General features: G+C 63.9%; 25 protein-coding genes. 15 read left to right on the forward strand and 10 right to left on the reverse strand.

What is annotated here, in order from left to right; translation table 11 throughout:
* The first annotated feature begins 4 nt into the window (after nucleotides 1–4).
* On the forward strand, nucleotides 5–1,657 hold the full coding sequence (locus FHS69_RS13090; protein WP_166778057.1) for an AbgT family transporter: 1,653 nt from the start codon (nucleotides 5–7) through the stop codon (nucleotides 1,655–1,657).
* A 70-nt stretch (nucleotides 1,658–1,727) separates the two neighbouring features.
* Here the strand turns inward: FHS69_RS13090 and rbfA are convergent, their stop codons facing one another.
* The 9 genes from rbfA to pspF form a co-directional block, all read right to left on the reverse strand.
* The gene (gene rbfA, locus FHS69_RS13095; RefSeq protein ID WP_067468108.1) at nucleotides 1,728–2,129 is read right to left on the reverse strand and encodes a 30S ribosome-binding factor RbfA; all 402 of its coding nucleotides are present in this window, start codon (nucleotides 2,127–2,129) and stop codon (nucleotides 1,728–1,730) included.
* Nucleotides 2,129–2,671: a DUF1697 domain-containing protein gene (locus tag FHS69_RS13100; RefSeq protein WP_166778058.1), complete on the reverse strand. Its 543-nt coding sequence runs from the start codon at nucleotides 2,669–2,671 to the stop codon at nucleotides 2,129–2,131. The genes rbfA and FHS69_RS13100 overlap by 1 nt, the downstream gene beginning before the upstream one ends.
* Nucleotides 2,668–3,090, reverse strand: a complete 423-nt coding sequence (locus FHS69_RS13105) for a PaaI family thioesterase (protein ID WP_225982161.1) — start codon at nucleotides 3,088–3,090, stop codon at nucleotides 2,668–2,670. Before FHS69_RS13105 ends, FHS69_RS13100 begins: the two co-directional genes overlap by 4 nt.
* Complete coding sequence (locus FHS69_RS13110; protein WP_166778059.1) at nucleotides 3,090–3,521, reverse strand: PaaI family thioesterase; 432 nt, start codon at nucleotides 3,519–3,521, stop codon at nucleotides 3,090–3,092. The genes FHS69_RS13105 and FHS69_RS13110 overlap by 1 nt, the downstream gene beginning before the upstream one ends.
* 17 nt (nucleotides 3,522–3,538) lie before the next feature.
* Complete coding sequence (infB, locus tag FHS69_RS13115) at nucleotides 3,539–6,070, reverse strand: translation initiation factor IF-2 (RefSeq protein ID WP_166778060.1); 2,532 nt, start codon at nucleotides 6,068–6,070, stop codon at nucleotides 3,539–3,541.
* 36 nt (nucleotides 6,071–6,106) lie between these two features.
* Nucleotides 6,107–6,820, reverse strand: coding sequence for a DUF448 domain-containing protein (locus tag FHS69_RS13120; RefSeq protein WP_166778061.1), 714 nt, complete (start codon nucleotides 6,818–6,820; stop codon nucleotides 6,107–6,109).
* Nucleotides 6,801–8,462, reverse strand: a complete 1,662-nt coding sequence (gene nusA, locus FHS69_RS13125) for a transcription termination factor NusA (protein WP_166778062.1) — start codon at nucleotides 8,460–8,462, stop codon at nucleotides 6,801–6,803. The genes FHS69_RS13120 and nusA overlap by 20 nt, the downstream gene beginning before the upstream one ends.
* Nucleotides 8,462–9,040: a ribosome maturation protein RimP gene (gene rimP / locus FHS69_RS13130; RefSeq protein WP_067468127.1), complete on the reverse strand. Its 579-nt coding sequence runs from the start codon at nucleotides 9,038–9,040 to the stop codon at nucleotides 8,462–8,464. The genes nusA and rimP overlap by 1 nt, the downstream gene beginning before the upstream one ends.
* A 189-nt stretch (nucleotides 9,041–9,229) precedes the next feature.
* Entirely contained in the window at nucleotides 9,230–10,252 is a 1,023-nt protein-coding gene (gene pspF, locus FHS69_RS13135) for a phage shock protein operon transcriptional activator (protein WP_166778063.1), read from the reverse strand.
* Between the two features lie 166 nt (nucleotides 10,253–10,418).
* On the opposite strand from pspF, the gene FHS69_RS13140 reads away from it, so the two are divergent.
* From FHS69_RS13140 to FHS69_RS13205, 14 genes are all read left to right on the forward strand, one after another.
* Nucleotides 10,419–10,571: a hypothetical protein gene (locus tag FHS69_RS13140; protein ID WP_166778064.1), complete on the forward strand. Its 153-nt coding sequence runs from the start codon at nucleotides 10,419–10,421 to the stop codon at nucleotides 10,569–10,571.
* Between the two features lie 95 nt (nucleotides 10,572–10,666).
* The gene (pspA, locus tag FHS69_RS13145) at nucleotides 10,667–11,464 is read left to right on the forward strand and encodes a phage shock protein PspA (RefSeq protein ID WP_067500846.1); all 798 of its coding nucleotides are present in this window, start codon (nucleotides 10,667–10,669) and stop codon (nucleotides 11,462–11,464) included.
* Nucleotides 11,465–11,469: 5 nt separating this feature from the next.
* Nucleotides 11,470–11,766, forward strand: coding sequence for an envelope stress response membrane protein PspB (pspB, locus tag FHS69_RS13150; protein WP_067500848.1), 297 nt, complete (start codon nucleotides 11,470–11,472; stop codon nucleotides 11,764–11,766).
* The gene (gene pspC / locus FHS69_RS13155; protein WP_166778065.1) at nucleotides 11,763–12,140 is read left to right on the forward strand and encodes an envelope stress response membrane protein PspC; all 378 of its coding nucleotides are present in this window, start codon (nucleotides 11,763–11,765) and stop codon (nucleotides 12,138–12,140) included. The genes pspB and pspC overlap by 4 nt, the downstream gene beginning before the upstream one ends.
* Before the next feature lie 23 nt (nucleotides 12,141–12,163).
* Nucleotides 12,164–12,475, forward strand: coding sequence for a hypothetical protein (locus FHS69_RS13160; protein WP_166778066.1), 312 nt, complete (start codon nucleotides 12,164–12,166; stop codon nucleotides 12,473–12,475).
* Nucleotides 12,472–12,813 (forward strand): hypothetical protein, encoded by a 342-nt coding sequence (locus tag FHS69_RS13165; RefSeq protein WP_067468138.1) that lies wholly within the window; start codon nucleotides 12,472–12,474, stop codon nucleotides 12,811–12,813. Before FHS69_RS13160 ends, FHS69_RS13165 begins: the two co-directional genes overlap by 4 nt.
* Nucleotides 12,813–13,121 (forward strand): hypothetical protein, encoded by a 309-nt coding sequence (locus tag FHS69_RS13170; protein ID WP_067468140.1) that lies wholly within the window; start codon nucleotides 12,813–12,815, stop codon nucleotides 13,119–13,121. The genes FHS69_RS13165 and FHS69_RS13170 overlap by 1 nt, the downstream gene beginning before the upstream one ends.
* Nucleotides 13,121–13,435, forward strand: coding sequence for a hypothetical protein (locus FHS69_RS13175; RefSeq protein WP_067500851.1), 315 nt, complete (start codon nucleotides 13,121–13,123; stop codon nucleotides 13,433–13,435). Before FHS69_RS13170 ends, FHS69_RS13175 begins: the two co-directional genes overlap by 1 nt.
* Complete coding sequence (locus FHS69_RS13180) at nucleotides 13,432–13,704, forward strand: hypothetical protein (RefSeq protein ID WP_067468146.1); 273 nt, start codon at nucleotides 13,432–13,434, stop codon at nucleotides 13,702–13,704. Before FHS69_RS13175 ends, FHS69_RS13180 begins: the two co-directional genes overlap by 4 nt.
* A 31-nt stretch (nucleotides 13,705–13,735) precedes the next feature.
* Entirely contained in the window at nucleotides 13,736–13,975 is a 240-nt protein-coding gene (locus tag FHS69_RS13185) for a hypothetical protein (RefSeq protein ID WP_067468149.1), read from the forward strand.
* A gap of 2 nt (nucleotides 13,976–13,977) precedes the next feature.
* A complete protein-coding gene (locus tag FHS69_RS13190; RefSeq protein WP_166777955.1) occupies nucleotides 13,978–14,148 on the forward strand; it encodes a hypothetical protein in 171 nt (56 codons plus the stop codon).
* 41 nt (nucleotides 14,149–14,189) lie between these two features.
* Nucleotides 14,190–14,597, forward strand: a complete 408-nt coding sequence (locus FHS69_RS13195; RefSeq protein WP_067468152.1) for a SufE family protein — start codon at nucleotides 14,190–14,192, stop codon at nucleotides 14,595–14,597.
* A gap of 1 nt (nucleotide 14,598) precedes the next feature.
* Nucleotides 14,599–14,949 (forward strand): DUF454 family protein, encoded by a 351-nt coding sequence (locus FHS69_RS13200; protein ID WP_166778067.1) that lies wholly within the window; start codon nucleotides 14,599–14,601, stop codon nucleotides 14,947–14,949.
* Nucleotides 14,950–15,022: 73 nt separating this feature from the next.
* The gene (locus FHS69_RS13205; protein ID WP_067468158.1) at nucleotides 15,023–15,181 is read left to right on the forward strand and encodes a YqaE/Pmp3 family membrane protein; all 159 of its coding nucleotides are present in this window, start codon (nucleotides 15,023–15,025) and stop codon (nucleotides 15,179–15,181) included.
* 12 nt (nucleotides 15,182–15,193) lie between these two features.
* On the opposite strand, the gene FHS69_RS13210 is transcribed toward FHS69_RS13205, so the two are convergent.
* On the reverse strand, nucleotides 15,194–15,457 hold the full coding sequence (locus FHS69_RS13210; RefSeq protein WP_166778068.1) for a hypothetical protein: 264 nt from the start codon (nucleotides 15,455–15,457) through the stop codon (nucleotides 15,194–15,196).
* Nucleotides 15,458–15,517 lie beyond the last annotated feature (60 nt).

The raw sequence follows: 15,517 nt of genomic DNA on the forward strand, positions 1-15,517 counted from the left end.
TTCGATGGCTGAGGCGACGACGGCGGAAAACACCCAGACCGGAATTCTGGGCTGGGTCGAGCGAACGGGCAACAAACTGCCCGATCCGGTGTTCATCTTTTTCTACCTGATCATCGCGCTGGTGGTGGTTTCGATCGTCGCGTCGCTCTCTAGCGTGTCGGCCTTGCACCCCACCGCTATCGACGAATCGACCGGTTCCGCGCTGCGGATCGACGCGGTCAGCCTGCTCTCGCCCGAGAACATCCAGCGCCTGTGGGTCGAAATGCCCGCGACGTTCACGCACTTCCACCCGCTGGGCTACGTTCTCGTCGTGATGCTCGGCGCGGGAGTGGCGGAACGTTCGGGCTTCTTTGCAGCCGGCATGTCGAAAGCGGTCAAGAGCGCGCCCAAATCGCTGCTCACCCCCGTGGTCGCCCTGGTGGCGATGCTCGGCAACCATGCCGCCGATGCGGGCTATGTCGTGCTGATCCCGCTTGCCGGCATCCTGTTCGCTGCCGCGGGGCGCCATCCGCTGGCCGGGATCGCCGCCGCATTTGCCGGCGTCTCGGGCGGTTTCTCGGCCAATATTTCGCCCGGCCAGCTCGATGCGCTGCTGTTCGGGATCACCGAAGAAGCAGTGGGCGCGAGCGCGCTCGACCCGTTGTGGACCGCCAATATCGCGGGCAACTGGTTCTTCATCAGCGTGATGACCTTCCTGTACCTGCCGATCATCTGGTACGTTACCGACAAGATCGTCGAGCCACGGCTTGGCCCGTGGAAGGGCGGCGCGACCGCCGGCGCGCAGGCCGACGACATGAGCCCCGATCCCACCGAGGAAAGCGGCGCGCTGGCGGCCAAGGGGCTGCGGCATGCCGGCTATGCCGCCCTGTTCGTGATCGCGCTCTGGCTGCTGATGGTTTTCGCGCCGGGCACGCCGCTGGTCGACGAGGCCGCTTGCGAAGCGGTGCCTGCGGCCGATTGTTCGATCCATACGCAGCTCGCACCGCTCTATCGCAGCCTCGTCGCCGCCTTCTTCCTGCTCTTCCTGCTGACCGGCTGGGCCTATGGCCGCGCGACCGGCAAGATCGCGTCGCACCGTGACCTGGTCGAGATGATGGCCGAGAGCATGAAGGACATGGGCTATTACCTCGTGCTGGCCTTCGCCGCCGCGCATTTCGTGGCGATGTTCGGCTGGTCGAACCTCGGCCTTATCAGCGCGGTGCATGGCGCCGCGGCAATCCAGTCGACCGGCCTTCCGCTGCCGCTGGTGCTCGGCCTGATGGTGCTGTTCACCGGGTTGCTCAACCTGTTCGTGGGCTCGGCAAGCGCCAAGTGGGCTTTGCTGGCGCCGATCCTCGTGCCGATGCTCATGCTGCTGGGTATCAGCCCGGAGGGCGCGACCGCCGCATACCGCGTCGGAGACAGCGCAACCAATATCATCACGCCGCTGATGGTCTATTTCCCGCTGATCCTGGTCTTCGCACAACGCTGGCAGAAGGACTTCGGCCTGGGCAGCCTGACCGCGATGATGATTCCCTATTCGGTCTGGCTGCTGATCTCGGGCACGGTGCTGATCGTACTGTGGTTCTATCTCGGGGTCCCGCTCGGCCCGGATGCGCCGGTCGGCTACACGCTGCCGGAGGTCGCCGCACCCACAGCGCCGCCGATCATGAACTGATCCATGCGTTCGTCATTCCCGAGTGCGGGAGTGGCGAACCGCAGGCGCAACACGCGCGTGCGATGTCAGTCTAGTCGTCGGTGTCGTCAAGATCGCGCGCCACCATGGGATCGGACAGCAATTTCTCGATCCGGTCGGCTTCGTCGAAGCTCTCGTCAGGCTGGAAATTGAGCCGGGGCGCGAACTTGAGACCCAGACGCTGTGCGACCTCCTTCTGGAAAAAGGCGGTGTTGGTCCGCAGCGCCTTGAGCACCACGCTTTCGTCCTCGCCCAGCAGCGGTTTCACATAGGCCTTGGCGTTGCGCAGGTCGGGCGTCATGCGCACTTCGGTGACGGCAATGTTCGATGCGGACAGCACTTCGTCATGCGCTTCGCCGCGTGCCAGCAGTTCGGACAGGATATGCCGGACTCGCTCGCCCACCTTTAGGACGCGGACCGATTGCTGCTCGGGAGTGGACTGGTTGCGGGCCATCAGGCGAAATCTTCCATCTTTGCGAGAATGCGTTTGAGCGAGGTCATGTTGCGTGCCGTGCCCCGGCAACCGAGGCGCTTTTCGATGAAGCGACCTGTGATATCGGAAACACCGACACCGTGCACATAGTCCAGATAGAGCACGCGGTCACCCAAAGCGAGCCGCTCCGCCCCGCGATCCCGATGCGCCTGACGCAGGGCTTCGAACCCGCCGGCGACGGGTTGCCGTGCCAGGAAGATGGTGTGCACCATCTTGTCCGAGCCTTCCCCGTGAAACGGATTGTCCTCGATAGCCGAGCGAACCTCGTCGACCGAGCGAACCACCACGAAGCCGGTAATGCCGAATTCTGCCTCGACGAATGCTGCAAGGTCATCGGCAAGCGTCTGCTCGTCTTCGTCGCTCGACATGATCACATTGCCGCTCGCGGCGACCGTTTCGACCGCGCCGAAGCCACGCGCGCTCAGTTTCTCACGCAAATCCGCCATCTTGATGCGGTTGCCGCCGATATTGATGCTGCCGAGCAGGGCCAGGCGTGTCGTCATTCCCCGCTGCCGGCCCCACTGCCGGGTCGCGGCGTCGGGATCGCAGTGCTTGTCGACCGCGCGAGCAGCTTGCCCGATTCGTCGAACAATTCTCCCTCGAGGAAGATGACCTTGCGCCCGCGGCGTACCACCCGGCCCTTGCCGATGACCGGACCGGCCATCACCGGCTTGAGCAGGCTCATCGATATCTCGAGATTGAGCGGGGCTTCGGCCTGGTCGGTCGCATAGACATGCGCCCAGCCCATCACCTCGTCGAGGAAACCGGCAACCAATCCGCCCTGCACGCTGCCGCGCGGGGTGATGAAACTGTCGGGCGCGCGAAACCGCAGGGTGATCTCCTCGCGATCCTTGTCGAAATGTTCGAACTCGACACCCATCAGGTGCGCGTGCGGAGCGCTGAGGATCGCATTGTCCGACATCAATCGCCTTTCTCGGGCAGTGGCGTGGGAATGGCGCTCGAGGTCGCGCGCGCCAGCAGATTGCCATCCATGTCGAACAACTCGCCCTCGAGGAAAGCGACCCGCTTACCCAGCTTGAGCACCCGCCCCTTCGCGGTGACGGTTTCCATCGGAACCATGCGCAAATAGGTGAGGTTCATGTCGAGATTGAGCGGGAGACGCTGCTCGGACGCACCGAAGCGTGCTTCGGTAACGGCCAGCAGTGCCCCGCCCATGACTTCGTCGAGGAAGCCGGCGATCAGCCCGCCCTGCACCGCGCCGCGCGGGCTCGCGAAGCTCGGCGGCGGGGTATAACGCGTGGTCAGTTCGCCCCGGTCGGCGTCGAAAGAGACGAAGTCGCTCGCCATCAGTTCGGATGATGGCGAACGCCTGCGTTCGTGGATTTTCGCCATGCGTCCTCAGCCCCCGGTCAAAGCGTGCGTTCGCGCTCCTCGACCTCGAAGACTTCGAGCTGATCACCCGCCTTGATGTCGTTCGTATCGGCCAGGACCACACCGCATTCGAGGCCCGCACGGACTTCGTCGACATCGTCCTTGAAGCGGCGCAGCGAGGCGATGGTCGTCGCCGAAACGATGACATCGTCGCGCGTGAGACGAGCGTGCAGACCCTTGCGGATGACGCCTTCCTCGACCAGCAGACCGGCGGCCTTGTCCTTCTTGCCCGAACGGAACACTTCCTTAACCGCGGCACGACCAACGACGTTCTCGATCCGCTCCGGACCCAGTTCGCCCGCCATCTCCTTGGCGATCTCTTCGGTCAGGTGGTAGATGACGTCGTAATACTTCATCTCCACGCCGTCGCGCTTCACCAGTTCGCGCGCCTTCGCATTCGGACGCACGTTGAAGCCGATGATCGGGGCGTTCGAAGCCGACGCCAGCGTGACATCGCTTTCGGTGATCGCACCCACGCCTGCATGCAGCACGCGAACCTTGATCTCGTCGTTCGAGAGGTTGTGCAGCGCCGTGTTGATCGCTTCGACCGAGCCCTGCACGTCGGCTTTCACCAGTACCGGGAATTCGATCACGTTCGACGCGAGATTGTTGAACATCGTGTCGAAGCTGGTCGGGGCGAGCGCAGTGCGCTTTTCGGTTGCCTTTTCCTGACGATATTCGGCAACTTCGCGGGCACGCTGTTCGTTCTCGACCACGGTGAGCACGTCGCCCGCCGAAGGGACGCCGCCCAGACCGAGGACCTCGACCGGCATCGAAGGGCCGGCTTTCTTGATCTGCTTGCCCTGATCGTTGACGATCGCACGGACACGGCCGCTCTGCGTACCGGCAACAAAGGTGTTGCCGCGCTCGAGCGTACCACGCGTGACGAGCACGGTTGCCACCGGACCGCGGCCCTTGTCGAGCTGCGCCTCGATGACCGTCGCTTCCGCCATGCGGTCGGGATTGGCCTTCAGTTCGAGCAGTTCGGCCTGCAGGCTGATCGCGTTGAGCAGTTCGTCGAGACCGGTCTTCTCCTTGGCCGAGATTTCGACATCCTGCACGTCGCCCGACATCTTCTCGACGATGACTTCATGCTCGAGCAGGCGGTTGCGGATGTTGTCCGGGTTGGCTTCGGGCTTGTCCATCTTGTTGATCGCCACGATCATCGGGACGCCCGCAGCCTTGGTGTGATTGATGGCCTCGATCGTCTGCGGCATGATGCCGTCATCGGCGGCCACCACCAGCACGACGATGTCGGTGATGTTGGCGCCGCGCTGGCGCATCTGCGTGAAGGCAGCGTGGCCCGGCGTGTCGAGGAAGGTGACGAGATCGCCGCTCTTGGTCTTCACCTGGTAGCTGCCAATGTGCTGGGTGATACCGCCGGCTTCGCCCTTCACCACATTCGCCCCGCGCAGGGCGTCGAGCAGGCTGGTCTTGCCGTGGTCGACATGGCCCATGATGGTGACGACCGGGGGACGCGGCTTGAGCGTTTCCTCGGGATCGACATCGCCTTCGTTCTGGATATCGACATCGGCTTCGGAAACTTTCTCGATCCGGTGGCCGAACTGTTCGACGAGCAGTTCCGCCGTGTCCTGGTCGATCGTCTGGTTGACGGTCACCATCATGTCGAGATTGAACAGTTCCTTGACGAGATCGGCCCCCTTCTCGCCCATCCGCTTGGCCAGTTCGCCAACCGTGATCGCCTCGGGAACGACGACGTCGCGCACCTGCTTCTCACGCGGTTTGCTCGAACCGCCACCCTGCATGCGGCGTTCCTTCTCGCGCGCCCGCTTGAGCGCAGCGAGACTGCGGGCACGACGGCCCTCGTCCTCGTTGAGCGCCTTCTTGACGGACAGCTTGCCACCGCGGCGCTTGTCGACCTTCTCGGCCGCACGCGCGGGCTTTTCTTCCTTCTTCTTGCGCTCGGGCTTCTTGGGCTCGGGGCGCGCGACCGGGGTGAAGCGGCGCGGCGCCGGCGCGGGCGTAGCGCTCGACGTGGCGGGCGTTTCCGCAGCTTCGTCGGCCGCCTTGGCGGTCTCGGCTTCGGCCGGCGCTTCAGCCGGCTTCTTCGCGTCTTCGGCAGCCTGCTTGGCCGCTTCCTGCTCGGCCTGGCGCTTTTCTTCCGCGCGGCGCTTCTCGTCCTCGGCAGCCTGCTTGGCCTGCTGCTCTTCGCGCTTGCGCGCTTCTTCGGCCAGCCGCAGCCGTTCCTCTTCGGCTTCGCGCTGCAGGCGCGCCACGCGCTCCTGCGGGGTTTCCCCGGCGGGGGCGGCGCTCTTCTTGGGCGCCGGCTTCTCGGCCACGGGAGCGGGTGCCGGTGCCGGAGCAGGGGCAGGTGCCGGCGGCGGGGGCGGCGGTGCGGCTTCCCCGGGCTTCACGAGCTTGCGGCGGCGCTTCACCTCGACCGCCACCTTATTGGTGCGGCCGTGGCTGAAGGTCTGCTTGACCTCGCCCGGCTGCGCACCCTTGAGGCTCAGCGGCTTGCGGGCTGGTTTCTTGTCGTCGTCGCTCATTCTTGCTCGTTTCTCTTCTTCGTATCGTTCAATTCGTCATTCGGCGCGCGCGGAAGCGCGCCCATCCGCGGCGGGCAGGTCATGCCCCAGATAGTGCATGAGACGCGTGAGGGGTTTCAGTACCCTCGCGGCTGCAGCATCATCGGCCAGCGCCAGATGGACGACGTTGTCGCGGCCCAATGCCACAGACAAAGCGTTCCGGTCCAGAGGCAGTTCAAGTCCGCGCTCACCCGAACCTTCCGCCTCGCGTCCCACACGCCACGCCTGATCGAGCTTCTTGCGCCCGTCTTCGCTGGCGTCACTGGCGTGCAGCAGCAGCGCCACCGCACCGCCACGCGCCGCCTCGGCGATGCGTTGGGTACCCAAGATAAGCGCTCCGACGCGCATTTCGAGCCCCAGCCGGTCAAGAAAGACACGCGTCAGCGCATCCTCGACCATTTGCGGCAGCGTATCGGGCAGATCCAAATCGCCCGTCTTGAAGGCGCGCGACAGCGCCCCTTTCAATTTCCCCGAGGCAAGCGCCTCCTCGAGCCCGGCCCGCGAGGCACCGATCCAGGCGCCCCGCCCGGGGGCCTTTTCCTGTGCATCGGGCAGCACGAGACCCGCAGGCGAGACGGCGAGCCGCACGAGCGATTCGCGCGGCCCGGTCTCACCCGAAAGAATGCAGCGCCGCTCGGGCTCGGAAGCTTTCCGTGCCTTGGGCGTACCAGCGATGTCGGACGTCAGGCGCTCATTGGGTGGAGTCCGCATCGGCGGCCTCCTGCGTGTCGGCAGCCGCGGCAACGGCCGGGGCTTCCTTTTCGTCGTCGAACCAGTGTGCGCGGGCAGCCATGATGATCTCGTTGCCCTGCTCTTCGCTCAGCCCGTACTCGCCCAGCACGCCGCCCTTGTCCTGCTCGCGGACCGAGGGGCGCCGCATCGGCGGGCCATCGGCATTGTTGCGGCGGCGCGGGGCTTCGCGCTTCTTCTGGATGAGTTCGTCGGTTGCGAGATCGGCCAGATCGTCGAGCGTCTTGATGCCCGCCTTGCCCAGCGTGACCAGCATGGCCTCGGTGAGGTGCGGCAATTCGGCAAGGTCGTCCTCGACGCCGAGTTCGCGGCGCGCTTCGCGATGCGCGGCTTCCTGCCGGTCGATCGCTTCCTGGGCACGGCTCTGAAGCTCTTCCGCCAGTTCCTCGTCGAAGCCTTCGATGGCAGCAAGCTCTTCGAGCTCGACATAGGCGACTTCCTCGAGCTCGGCGAAGCCTTCGGCGACCAGCAACTGCGACAGCGTTTCGTCGACGTCGAGCTCTTCCTCGAACATCTTGGAGCGCTCGGCGAATTCCTTCTGGCGCTTCTCCGAGGCTTCTTCCTCGGTCATAATGTCGATCTGGTTGCCGGTAAGCTGGCTCGCGAGGCGCACGTTCTGGCCGCGGCGGCCGATGGCAAGCGAGAGCTGGTCGTCGGGAACGACCACTTCGATCCGGCCTTCTTCCTCGTCGAGCACGACGCGCGCGACAGTGGCCGGCTGGAGGGCGTTCACGATGAAGGTCGCGCCGTCATCCGACCAGGGAATGATGTCGATCTTCTCGCCCTGCAGTTCCTGCACGACCGCCTGGACACGGCTGCCCTTCATGCCGACGCAGGCGCCGACGGGATCGATGCTGCTGTCGTGACTGATCACGCCGATCTTGGCGCGGCTGCCCGGATCGCGGGCGGCGGCCTTGATCTCGATGATGCCATCGTAGATTTCGGGCACTTCCTGCGCAAACAGCTTCTTCATGAAATCGGGATGCGCGCGGCTGAGGAAGATCTGCGGACCACGGTTGTTGCGTTCGACCTTGGTGATCAGCGCACGGACGCGCTCGCCGACACGCGCGGCTTCGCGCGGGATCTGCTGGTCGCGGCGGATAACGCCTTCGGCGCGGCCGAGATTGACGATCACATGGCCGAATTCGACCGACTTGATCACGCCGGTGATGACTTCGCCCGCGCGATCCTTGAACTCCTCGTACTGACGCTCGCGTTCGGCATCGCGGACTTTCTGGAAGATCACCTGCTTCGCGCTCTGAGCGTCGATGCGGCCGAGGTCGACCGGCGGCAGCGGATCGACGATGAAGTCGCCGATCTTGGCGTCGTCCTGGAGTTTCTGCGCGGCCTTAAGATCGACCTGCTTGAAATAGTCCTCGACCTCCTCGACGACCTCGACCACGCGCCACAGGCGCAGGTCGCCGGTCTGCGGGTCCAGCTTGGCGCGGATGTCGTTTTCCGCACCGTAACGGTTGCGGGCAGATTTCTGGATCGCTTCTTCCATCGCTTCGATGACGATCGCCTTGTCGATCATCTTTTCCGAAGCGACCGAGTTGGCGATCGCGAGGAGTTCAGCCTTGTTGGCGGAAATGGCACTGGCCATCAGTCGTCTGCCTTTTCTTCGTCAGGAATGTCGGGAGTTTCGACGATTTCGTCGGCGCCACTCGTATCGAGCGGCTGGGTGGCGGCAATCAGCTCGTCGGTCAAGACGAGCTTCGCCGAATGGATCTGGTCGCGCGGGACGGTTACATCGCCCGCCTTGCGATCCTCGATGGTCACCGCATCGCCTTCGATACCCTTCAGGATACCACGCAAATTGCGCTGGCCATCATAGCCCTTGGCCATCGAGACCTTGGCTTCGTGCCCCGCCCAGTCGGCGAAATCCTTCGCGCGGGTCAGCGGACGATCGATGCCCGGGCTGGACACTTCGAGGTGATAGGCGCCGTCGATCAGCACTTCGCCCTGCTCCTCGAGCGCGTCCATGCGGTCGGACACGCGGCGGCTGAGCGCGGCACATTGTTCGATCACGAGCTGACCGGTGGCGGGATCCTCGGCCATGATCTGCAGCGCCTCGCCACCGTCGCCGGCTTCGGAAGGCATCATCTTGACGCGCACAAGCTCGAAGCCGAGCGCCTTCGCCTCGGGTTCGATCACTTCGGTCAAGCGGTCCAGATCGGCCATTCAATCTCCAAATACACATCCGATGCGACAATGCGGTGGCTGCAGGCGTTTGCGGCCGGCCCCTCGCGGCGCCAGCCCCTTCAGTGTCGCGACAATGTCGGGATGCAGGGCAGATAGGCGCGAGTCCCGCAAAAAGCAAGCGCGAAGCGAGGCGATGCGCAGGCGCGGTCGTAACCGCCCGCGCGCCGCTCAATCGCCGTCGGTCAGCCCGTGTTTCTTGATACAGTGTCGCAGCTGGTCGTAGCTCAGCCCCAGCGCCTTGGCGGTCTGGCGCTGGTTCCAGCGGTGCTTGCCCAAGGCATGCTCGACGATCGCCCGTTCATGCGCGTCCACGGCCGACCGCAGATCGTCCACAGTTTCGAAATCGGGTGTCGTGGCCGGTTGCGCCTGCCTTGGCTCGGCGGCCTTCGGGCTGGGCTTCACCGGATCGAGCGGTTTCCACGGACTGTCGAAAGGATCGAAAACGACATGGCCGATCGGCTGGCCCCAGTCGTCCCAGCGGTAGATAGCGCGTTCGACCACATTGCGCAGCTCGCGCACATTCCCCGGCCAGGGGTGCGTTTCGAGTTCCTGCGCGACATGGCCGGCGAAGCCCGGCCAGCCTTCCCAGCCGAGTTCGGCGGCCATCCGGCGCCCGAAATAATCCGCCAGCACACCGATATCACCCTCGCGCACGCGCAAGGGCGGCAGCGTGATGACCTCGAAACTGAGCCGGTCGAGCAGGTCGGCGCGAAACTCGCCGCGCTCCGCCTTGCCGGGCAGGTCCTCATTGGTCGCGGCAACGATCCGGACATCGACCCGCACGGGCCTGCTCGAACCGATCCGGGTAATCTCGCCATATTCGACCGCGCGCAGCAGTCGTTCCTGCGCGCCCATCGACAATGTGCCCAGTTCGTCGAGAAATAGCGTACCCTTGTCGGCTTCCTCGAACCGCCCGACGCGCGCCTTAGTAGCACCGGTGAAGGCACCCGCTTCGTGGCCGAACAGCTCCGCTTCGATCAGCGTCTCCGGCAGCGCGGCGCAGTTCATCACGACCAGCGGCTCGTCCCAACGGGTGGAAAGGCGATGCAGACGTTCGGCAATCAGTTCCTTGCCCGTTCCGCGCTCGCCGATGACCAGCACGGGACGCCGCATCGGCGCCGCCCGACTGGCCCGCTCGACCGCGTCGAGGAAAGCGCCCGACTGGCCGATAAACTGATTTTCCCGCTCCATTGCCAAGAGATAGGAATTTTTCCCGATACTTGGCAAGAAAAACCAACGCGTGGACGGGCAGAATGTGAGGAAGCGACGGTTTTCCGCGGTTTCGAAGGTTTGGCACACCGCTTGCTAAACAGGGGACAACAGCAATCGGCCATCCGGCCCAAGGGAGGTAACCCAGATGTACAACCGCAGTTTCTTCCGCAGCCAGCTCGGACAGGCTGCCATCGCCAGCATCGCGGCCATGGCCACTTTCGTCCTGCTGAGCTCGCAGATCGCGGTTACCGCCCCCACGCCGGTAATGGCCGCATACGAACAGGTCGAGATCGTATGACCCTGCCTCCCGACCACGACCCCCTAGGGCCGGAGCGCAACTCCCCCGACAGTCCCCGCGGCAGCAATGCCGACGACGCTTCGGCCCGCCCCCGCTTGTCGCGGATCGAGGAGGAGGTAGAACGGCTGCGCCGTTCGCCGACTCCCACCCGCGATGGCGGGCGGCCCAAGGGATCGGACTTTTTTTCCAGTGGAGCACCGTTAATGGGCATTTTCAGCCGTACCCGCGATATCATTGCCGCCAATTTCAACGACATGCTCGACAAGGCGGACGACCCCCAGAAGATGATCCGCATGATCATCCTCGAAATGGAGGAAACGCTGGTCGAGGTCCGCGCCAGTGCCGCGCGCACCATCGCCGACCAGAAGGAAATGCATCGTCATACGGTCAAGCTCGACAAGCTCCAGGCGGACTGGAACGAGAAGGCACAGCTCGCCATCTCCAAGGACCGCGAGGATCTTGCCCGCGCGGCGCTCGTCGAAAAGAAGAAAGCGGCCGACATGAGCGACCAGCTCAAGCAGGAAATCGCCGTACTCGACGATGCGCTGCGGGCTTACGAGCAGGACATCCAGAAGCTGCAGAACCGCCTGCGCGAAGCGCGCAGCCGCCAGACCGCGATCGCCGCGCGCCTCGAAAGCGCCGAGAATCGCGTCAAGCTGCGCAGCTTGATGACCAATGAACGCGTCGACGACGCGCTGAGCCGCTTCGACCAGCTCGAACGCCGGGTCGATTACGCCGAAGGCCGCGCCGACTCGCTGAGCATCGCCGACCAGTCGGACAAGCCGAGCCTCGCCGACGAGATCGCCGCGCTCGAAGGCGCCGATGCGATCGACGACGAACTCGAACAGATGAAGAAGGCGCTCGGCAAGGGCAGCGCCGGCAAGGAGGACTGAGAACCATGGAAGAGATTATCATCATTCCCGCGATCTTCATCGGGCTTCCGTGGCTGATCCTTCACTACATCACCAAATGGAAGACCTCCGCCACCATCACCACCGACGATGAAGCCCTGCTGGAAGAGCTTTACAGCCTCGCCAAGCGGCTCGACGACCGGATGGATACGGTGGAGCGCCTGGTCGCCAGCGACAATCCCGAATTCCGTCCCGCACGCCTCGTCCACGACAGCGAACAGGACAATCAGCAGCTGCGCGAACTCGAACAGCTGATCGCCGAGAAGAAAGGAACCGCCCAGTGAACAGTCCCCGCACCACGCTTTACCGCGACAAGCAGAACGCGAAGCTGATGGGCGTCTGCTCGGGCATCGCGGACTACACCGGCGTCAACGTCTTCTGGGTCCGCCTCGGCATGCTCGGCCTGACCTTCATGTCCGGCGGCTCGACCATCCCCTTCTACTTCATTGCCGGCCTGCTGCTGAACAAGAAGCCCGCGCATCTCTATGTCGACCACGAAGAACAGACATATTGGCAGCGCGTACGGCAGAATCCCAAGCGCACCGCGCGTGAAATCCGCGCCCGTATGAAGGATGTGGATCGTCGCCTTGCCGAGGTCGAGACCTTCTACGTCAGCAGCAACCCGCGGCTGACCGCAGAAATCGAACGCCTGCGCTAAGGCCACCACGAGGGGGAGTGATCATGGAAAGTGTCGGCGTCTTCATCCCGATCATCGCACTGATGATCCCGATCGTGGCGATCTGGACCAAGCACCAGCAGAAGCTGGCCGAAATGAACGTCCAGACCACCGCGCAGGCGACCGCTGAGAAGGCTGCCCAATACGCCAGCAAGGTCCAGGATCTCGAAGACCGGGTCCGGGTGCTCGAACGCATCGTCACCGACAGGGGTTACGACGTCGCCACGCAGATCGAAGCGCTGCGCGACCAACGCAGCGTCGAGGCCCGCGACAGCGGTGTGCCGCTCGACATAAAACAGGGAGAACATACGTCATGAATTGGGGAGGCCCCGAATTCGTCATAGCCATCATCGCGCTGAGCACCGGTGGCTGGCTGATCAACAACTGGATCCGCGCCAAACACGGCTATTCGCTCGAAGATGAATGGGGCGGCAAGACCGAACGCAGCGACACTGCGGAAACCAAGGCGCTGAAGGCCGAGAACCGGCAGTTGCACGACAAGCTCGATGCCATGCAGGATCGCATGGTGGTGCTGGAAAAGATCGTCACCGACCGCGGCTATTCGCTGCATGACGAGATCGAGGCGCTGCGCGACAAGCCCAGCGCAAGCGATGCGGGCGTGCCGCTGAACCTCAAGCGCGGGGAGACGGCGTGATGGAATTCTTTACCGAAACCGCGATCATTTCGGGCGTCGCGATCATGACCGTGGGCTGGGTCGCGACGACCTGGCTGCGCATCAAGAACGGCTACCCGCTCGAGAACAGCTGGGGCAAGTCGGTCTATCCCAAGAACGACCAGGCGGTCGAACGGGTCAAACTGCTGACGCAGGAAAATGCCGAACTGCGCGCCGAACTCGGCTCGCTCAAGGACCGGCTCGGCAATGTCGAACGGATCGTGACCGACAGCGGCTATCACCTGACGCACGAGATCGATCGCCTGCGCGACACGAAGGATGCCAACTGATGGATGGTGATCTCGCCCTCATCTTCGGCTTCATCCTCGCCATCGTGATGCTGGTGCTGCCCTTCGCCTATTTCATCAACCAGCGCGTGCAGGAGCACGAAGAACGCAAGCTGGAGCTGAAAGCGCGGGCGGAGGAAGCCAAGGCCGAACAGCTGCGGTTCTCCAATGGGGACTACAGCAGGATGGAAGAGCGCGTTCGCGTCCTCGAACGGATCGCCACCGACAGCAACCATGCGCTGGCCTCGCAGATCGAGGAATTGCGCGACCTGCGCGAGATCGAGGACCACACCGCGCCGCAGGAGCGCGCACGATGAGCGGCTGGGCGATCGTGGCGATCATCGGGATCCTCGTATGGGGTGTTACCCAGTGGAACCGCGCCAAGCATGGCATCGTGACCGATGAATACGGCAACGAAAGCCGCGCGATTTCCGACGATCCGGAAACCCGCCGCGAGATCGAGGAATTGCGCGAGCGGATCAAGGTGCTCGAACGGATCGCCACCGACAGCAATTCGCTCGACGCACGCAAGACGAAAAGCATCGCCGCGGAAATAGAAGCGTTGCGCGACAAACAGGCCGATTGAGGAAGGCCGGGTTCAAGGAGGACATGCGACTATGTTCGAACCGACAGTGATAATCGCCGGAGCCGCCCTGGTCGGATTGACCATCGTCGCCAGCGCCCTGCTGCGGGCATGGCACGGCTGGCTCGCTCTCAAACGAGAGGAACTCGAGCGGGTCAAGGATACGCATGACAGCGACAGCGGATCGTCGATCGGCGCTGCGCGGATCGAGCTGGCCGACCTCAAGGAACGGATCAAGAAACTCGAGGCAATCGCCAGCGGGGTGGACCTGTGAGCGTGGCGCGCACCGACGCCGCACGTGCGGGGATCGGGCTTGGCAGCGCCATCGCGGTTGCTATCAGCTGGAGCCTGCACCAGTCCATCGTCTGGGCCGCGATCCACGGTTTCTTCGGCTGGTTCTATGTTGCCTATTTCGCGCTCACCCGCCCAGGCGGCCTGTCCGGCTGAGTCCGATGGACGCCCGCGACCCCGCCCGCTAAGGGCGCGGCATGCGTACATTGTCAGACATTGCCGAAGAATATGAATTCCTCGAAGGCGACGAACGCTATCGCCTGCTGATCGAACTGGGCCGCGAGCTCGAGCCCATGCCCGATGCGCTGAAAACCGATGCCACGCTGGTCCGCGGCTGTTCGGCGCAAGTCTGGGTCTATCCCACTGGCGAAACCGACCGGCTGCATTTCCTCGCCGACAGCAACGCCGCGATCACCAAGGGCATCGTCGCGCTCGTGATTGCGGCGGTCCAGGACCGCCCCGCTGGTGAAGTCGCCGCGATGGATGTCGCCGAGGCGCTCGCCCCCTTCGATCTCAAGAACCAGCTGTCGAGCAATCGAACACAGGGCGTGCCCAACATGATTGCGCTGGTGCGCGAACATGCGGCGCGGATCGCTGCGGGGTGACGTGAGGCGCCCGCTTTACAAGGGCCTCGGCTTCGTGGCGCTCGGCCTCGGCGCGATCGGTGCCGCCCTGCCAATCATGCCGACCGTCCCCTTTCTGCTTCTGGCAGTCTATTTCTTTGCCCGGTCGAGCCCCGAACTGGAACAGAGGATCCTCGACCATCCGCATTGGGGACCGCATGTGAAGGACTGGCGCGAGCGACGCGCAATCAGCCGACGTTCGAAGACCATGGCAATCGGGGCGATGGCGACCGGTGCGGTGTTCACCTGGTTCACGCTCGGCCACCCCTGGTACTGGATTTCGGTGGCGGTGCTGGTCGTCTGCGGGAGCTGGATCGCAACGCGTAACAAGTGATCCGTCGGAACCGCCGCCCTGTCACTCCGTTGATCGGTCATACCGCGGGAGGGAAGACGAAAGGACATTTCGCATGGCAATTCTGATTCTTATCGCGACCATTCTCATTCCGCCGCTCGGCGTCGCCGCCAAACATGGGCTGGGCGGCACTGCGCTGCTCAATCTCGTGCTCACGCTGCTCGGTTACATCCCCGGGCTGATCCACGGATTGTATGTGAACTACGCCAAATAGGCTAATCGCCAGCTAGAATGGCATGCCCGAGGCCGGGACCGTTTCTGCGGTCTCGGCCTCTTCGCGTTCGGCGACACCTTCCTCGCGATGCATTTCGAACGTCCCGTTCATATCCGCGAGGCTCCACATGCCGGCGACGGTCATGCCGTCTCGCGACATTTGCCCCACGTAATCGACGGGATTCTCATACCCGGGAGGCGGGTCGAGGTAGATCTTGGTGAAATCTACGGATCGTGCGGCCCTGTGGCCGGAAATTCTGGCGCCGATGGTCTGCATGGGACGAAACAGGTTCGGCTCGATCAATTCCCCACTGAAACTGCCGCCGGTCTCGACAAT

The organism is Qipengyuania flava (assembly GCF_011762005.1).
Taxonomy (GTDB): Bacteria; Pseudomonadota; Alphaproteobacteria; order Sphingomonadales; family Sphingomonadaceae; genus Qipengyuania; species Qipengyuania flava.

Bases quoted from the DNA above. Each gene is read 5' to 3' on its own strand.
- FHS69_RS13090 (WP_166778057.1), top strand. From the start codon at position 5: ATGGCTGAGGCGACGACGGCGGAAAACACCCAGACCGGAATTCTGGGC.
- rbfA (WP_067468108.1), bottom strand. From the start codon at position 2,129: ATGGCCCGCAACCAGTCCACTCCCGAGCAGCAATCGGTCCGCGTCCTA.
- FHS69_RS13100 (WP_166778058.1), bottom strand. From the start codon at position 2,671: ATGACGACACGCCTGGCCCTGCTCGGCAGCATCAATATCGGCGGCAAC.
- FHS69_RS13105 (WP_225982161.1), bottom strand. From the start codon at position 3,090: ATGTCGGACAATGCGATCCTCAGCGCTCCGCACGCGCACCTGATGGGT.
- FHS69_RS13110 (WP_166778059.1), bottom strand. From the start codon at position 3,521: ATGGCGAAAATCCACGAACGCAGGCGTTCGCCATCATCCGAACTGATG.
- infB (WP_166778060.1), bottom strand. From the start codon at position 6,070: ATGAGCGACGACGACAAGAAACCAGCCCGCAAGCCGCTGAGCCTCAAG.
- FHS69_RS13120 (WP_166778061.1), bottom strand. From the start codon at position 6,820: ATGCGGACTCCACCCAATGAGCGCCTGACGTCCGACATCGCTGGTACG.
- nusA (WP_166778062.1), bottom strand. From the start codon at position 8,462: ATGGCCAGTGCCATTTCCGCCAACAAGGCTGAACTCCTCGCGATCGCC.
- rimP (WP_067468127.1), bottom strand. From the start codon at position 9,040: ATGGCCGATCTGGACCGCTTGACCGAAGTGATCGAACCCGAGGCGAAG.
- pspF (WP_166778063.1), bottom strand. From the start codon at position 10,252: ATGGAGCGGGAAAATCAGTTTATCGGCCAGTCGGGCGCTTTCCTCGAC.
- FHS69_RS13140 (WP_166778064.1), top strand. From the start codon at position 10,419: ATGTACAACCGCAGTTTCTTCCGCAGCCAGCTCGGACAGGCTGCCATC.
- pspB (WP_067500848.1), top strand. From the start codon at position 11,470: ATGGAAGAGATTATCATCATTCCCGCGATCTTCATCGGGCTTCCGTGG.
- FHS69_RS13160 (WP_166778066.1), top strand. From the start codon at position 12,164: ATGGAAAGTGTCGGCGTCTTCATCCCGATCATCGCACTGATGATCCCG.
- FHS69_RS13165 (WP_067468138.1), top strand. From the start codon at position 12,472: ATGAATTGGGGAGGCCCCGAATTCGTCATAGCCATCATCGCGCTGAGC.
- FHS69_RS13170 (WP_067468140.1), top strand. From the start codon at position 12,813: ATGGAATTCTTTACCGAAACCGCGATCATTTCGGGCGTCGCGATCATG.
- FHS69_RS13175 (WP_067500851.1), top strand. From the start codon at position 13,121: ATGGATGGTGATCTCGCCCTCATCTTCGGCTTCATCCTCGCCATCGTG.
- FHS69_RS13180 (WP_067468146.1), top strand. From the start codon at position 13,432: ATGAGCGGCTGGGCGATCGTGGCGATCATCGGGATCCTCGTATGGGGT.
- FHS69_RS13185 (WP_067468149.1), top strand. From the start codon at position 13,736: ATGTTCGAACCGACAGTGATAATCGCCGGAGCCGCCCTGGTCGGATTG.
- FHS69_RS13195 (WP_067468152.1), top strand. From the start codon at position 14,190: ATGCGTACATTGTCAGACATTGCCGAAGAATATGAATTCCTCGAAGGC.
- FHS69_RS13205 (WP_067468158.1), top strand. From the start codon at position 15,023: ATGGCAATTCTGATTCTTATCGCGACCATTCTCATTCCGCCGCTCGGC.
- FHS69_RS13210 (WP_166778068.1), bottom strand. From the start codon at position 15,457: ATGCAGACCATCGGCGCCAGAATTTCCGGCCACAGGGCCGCACGATCC.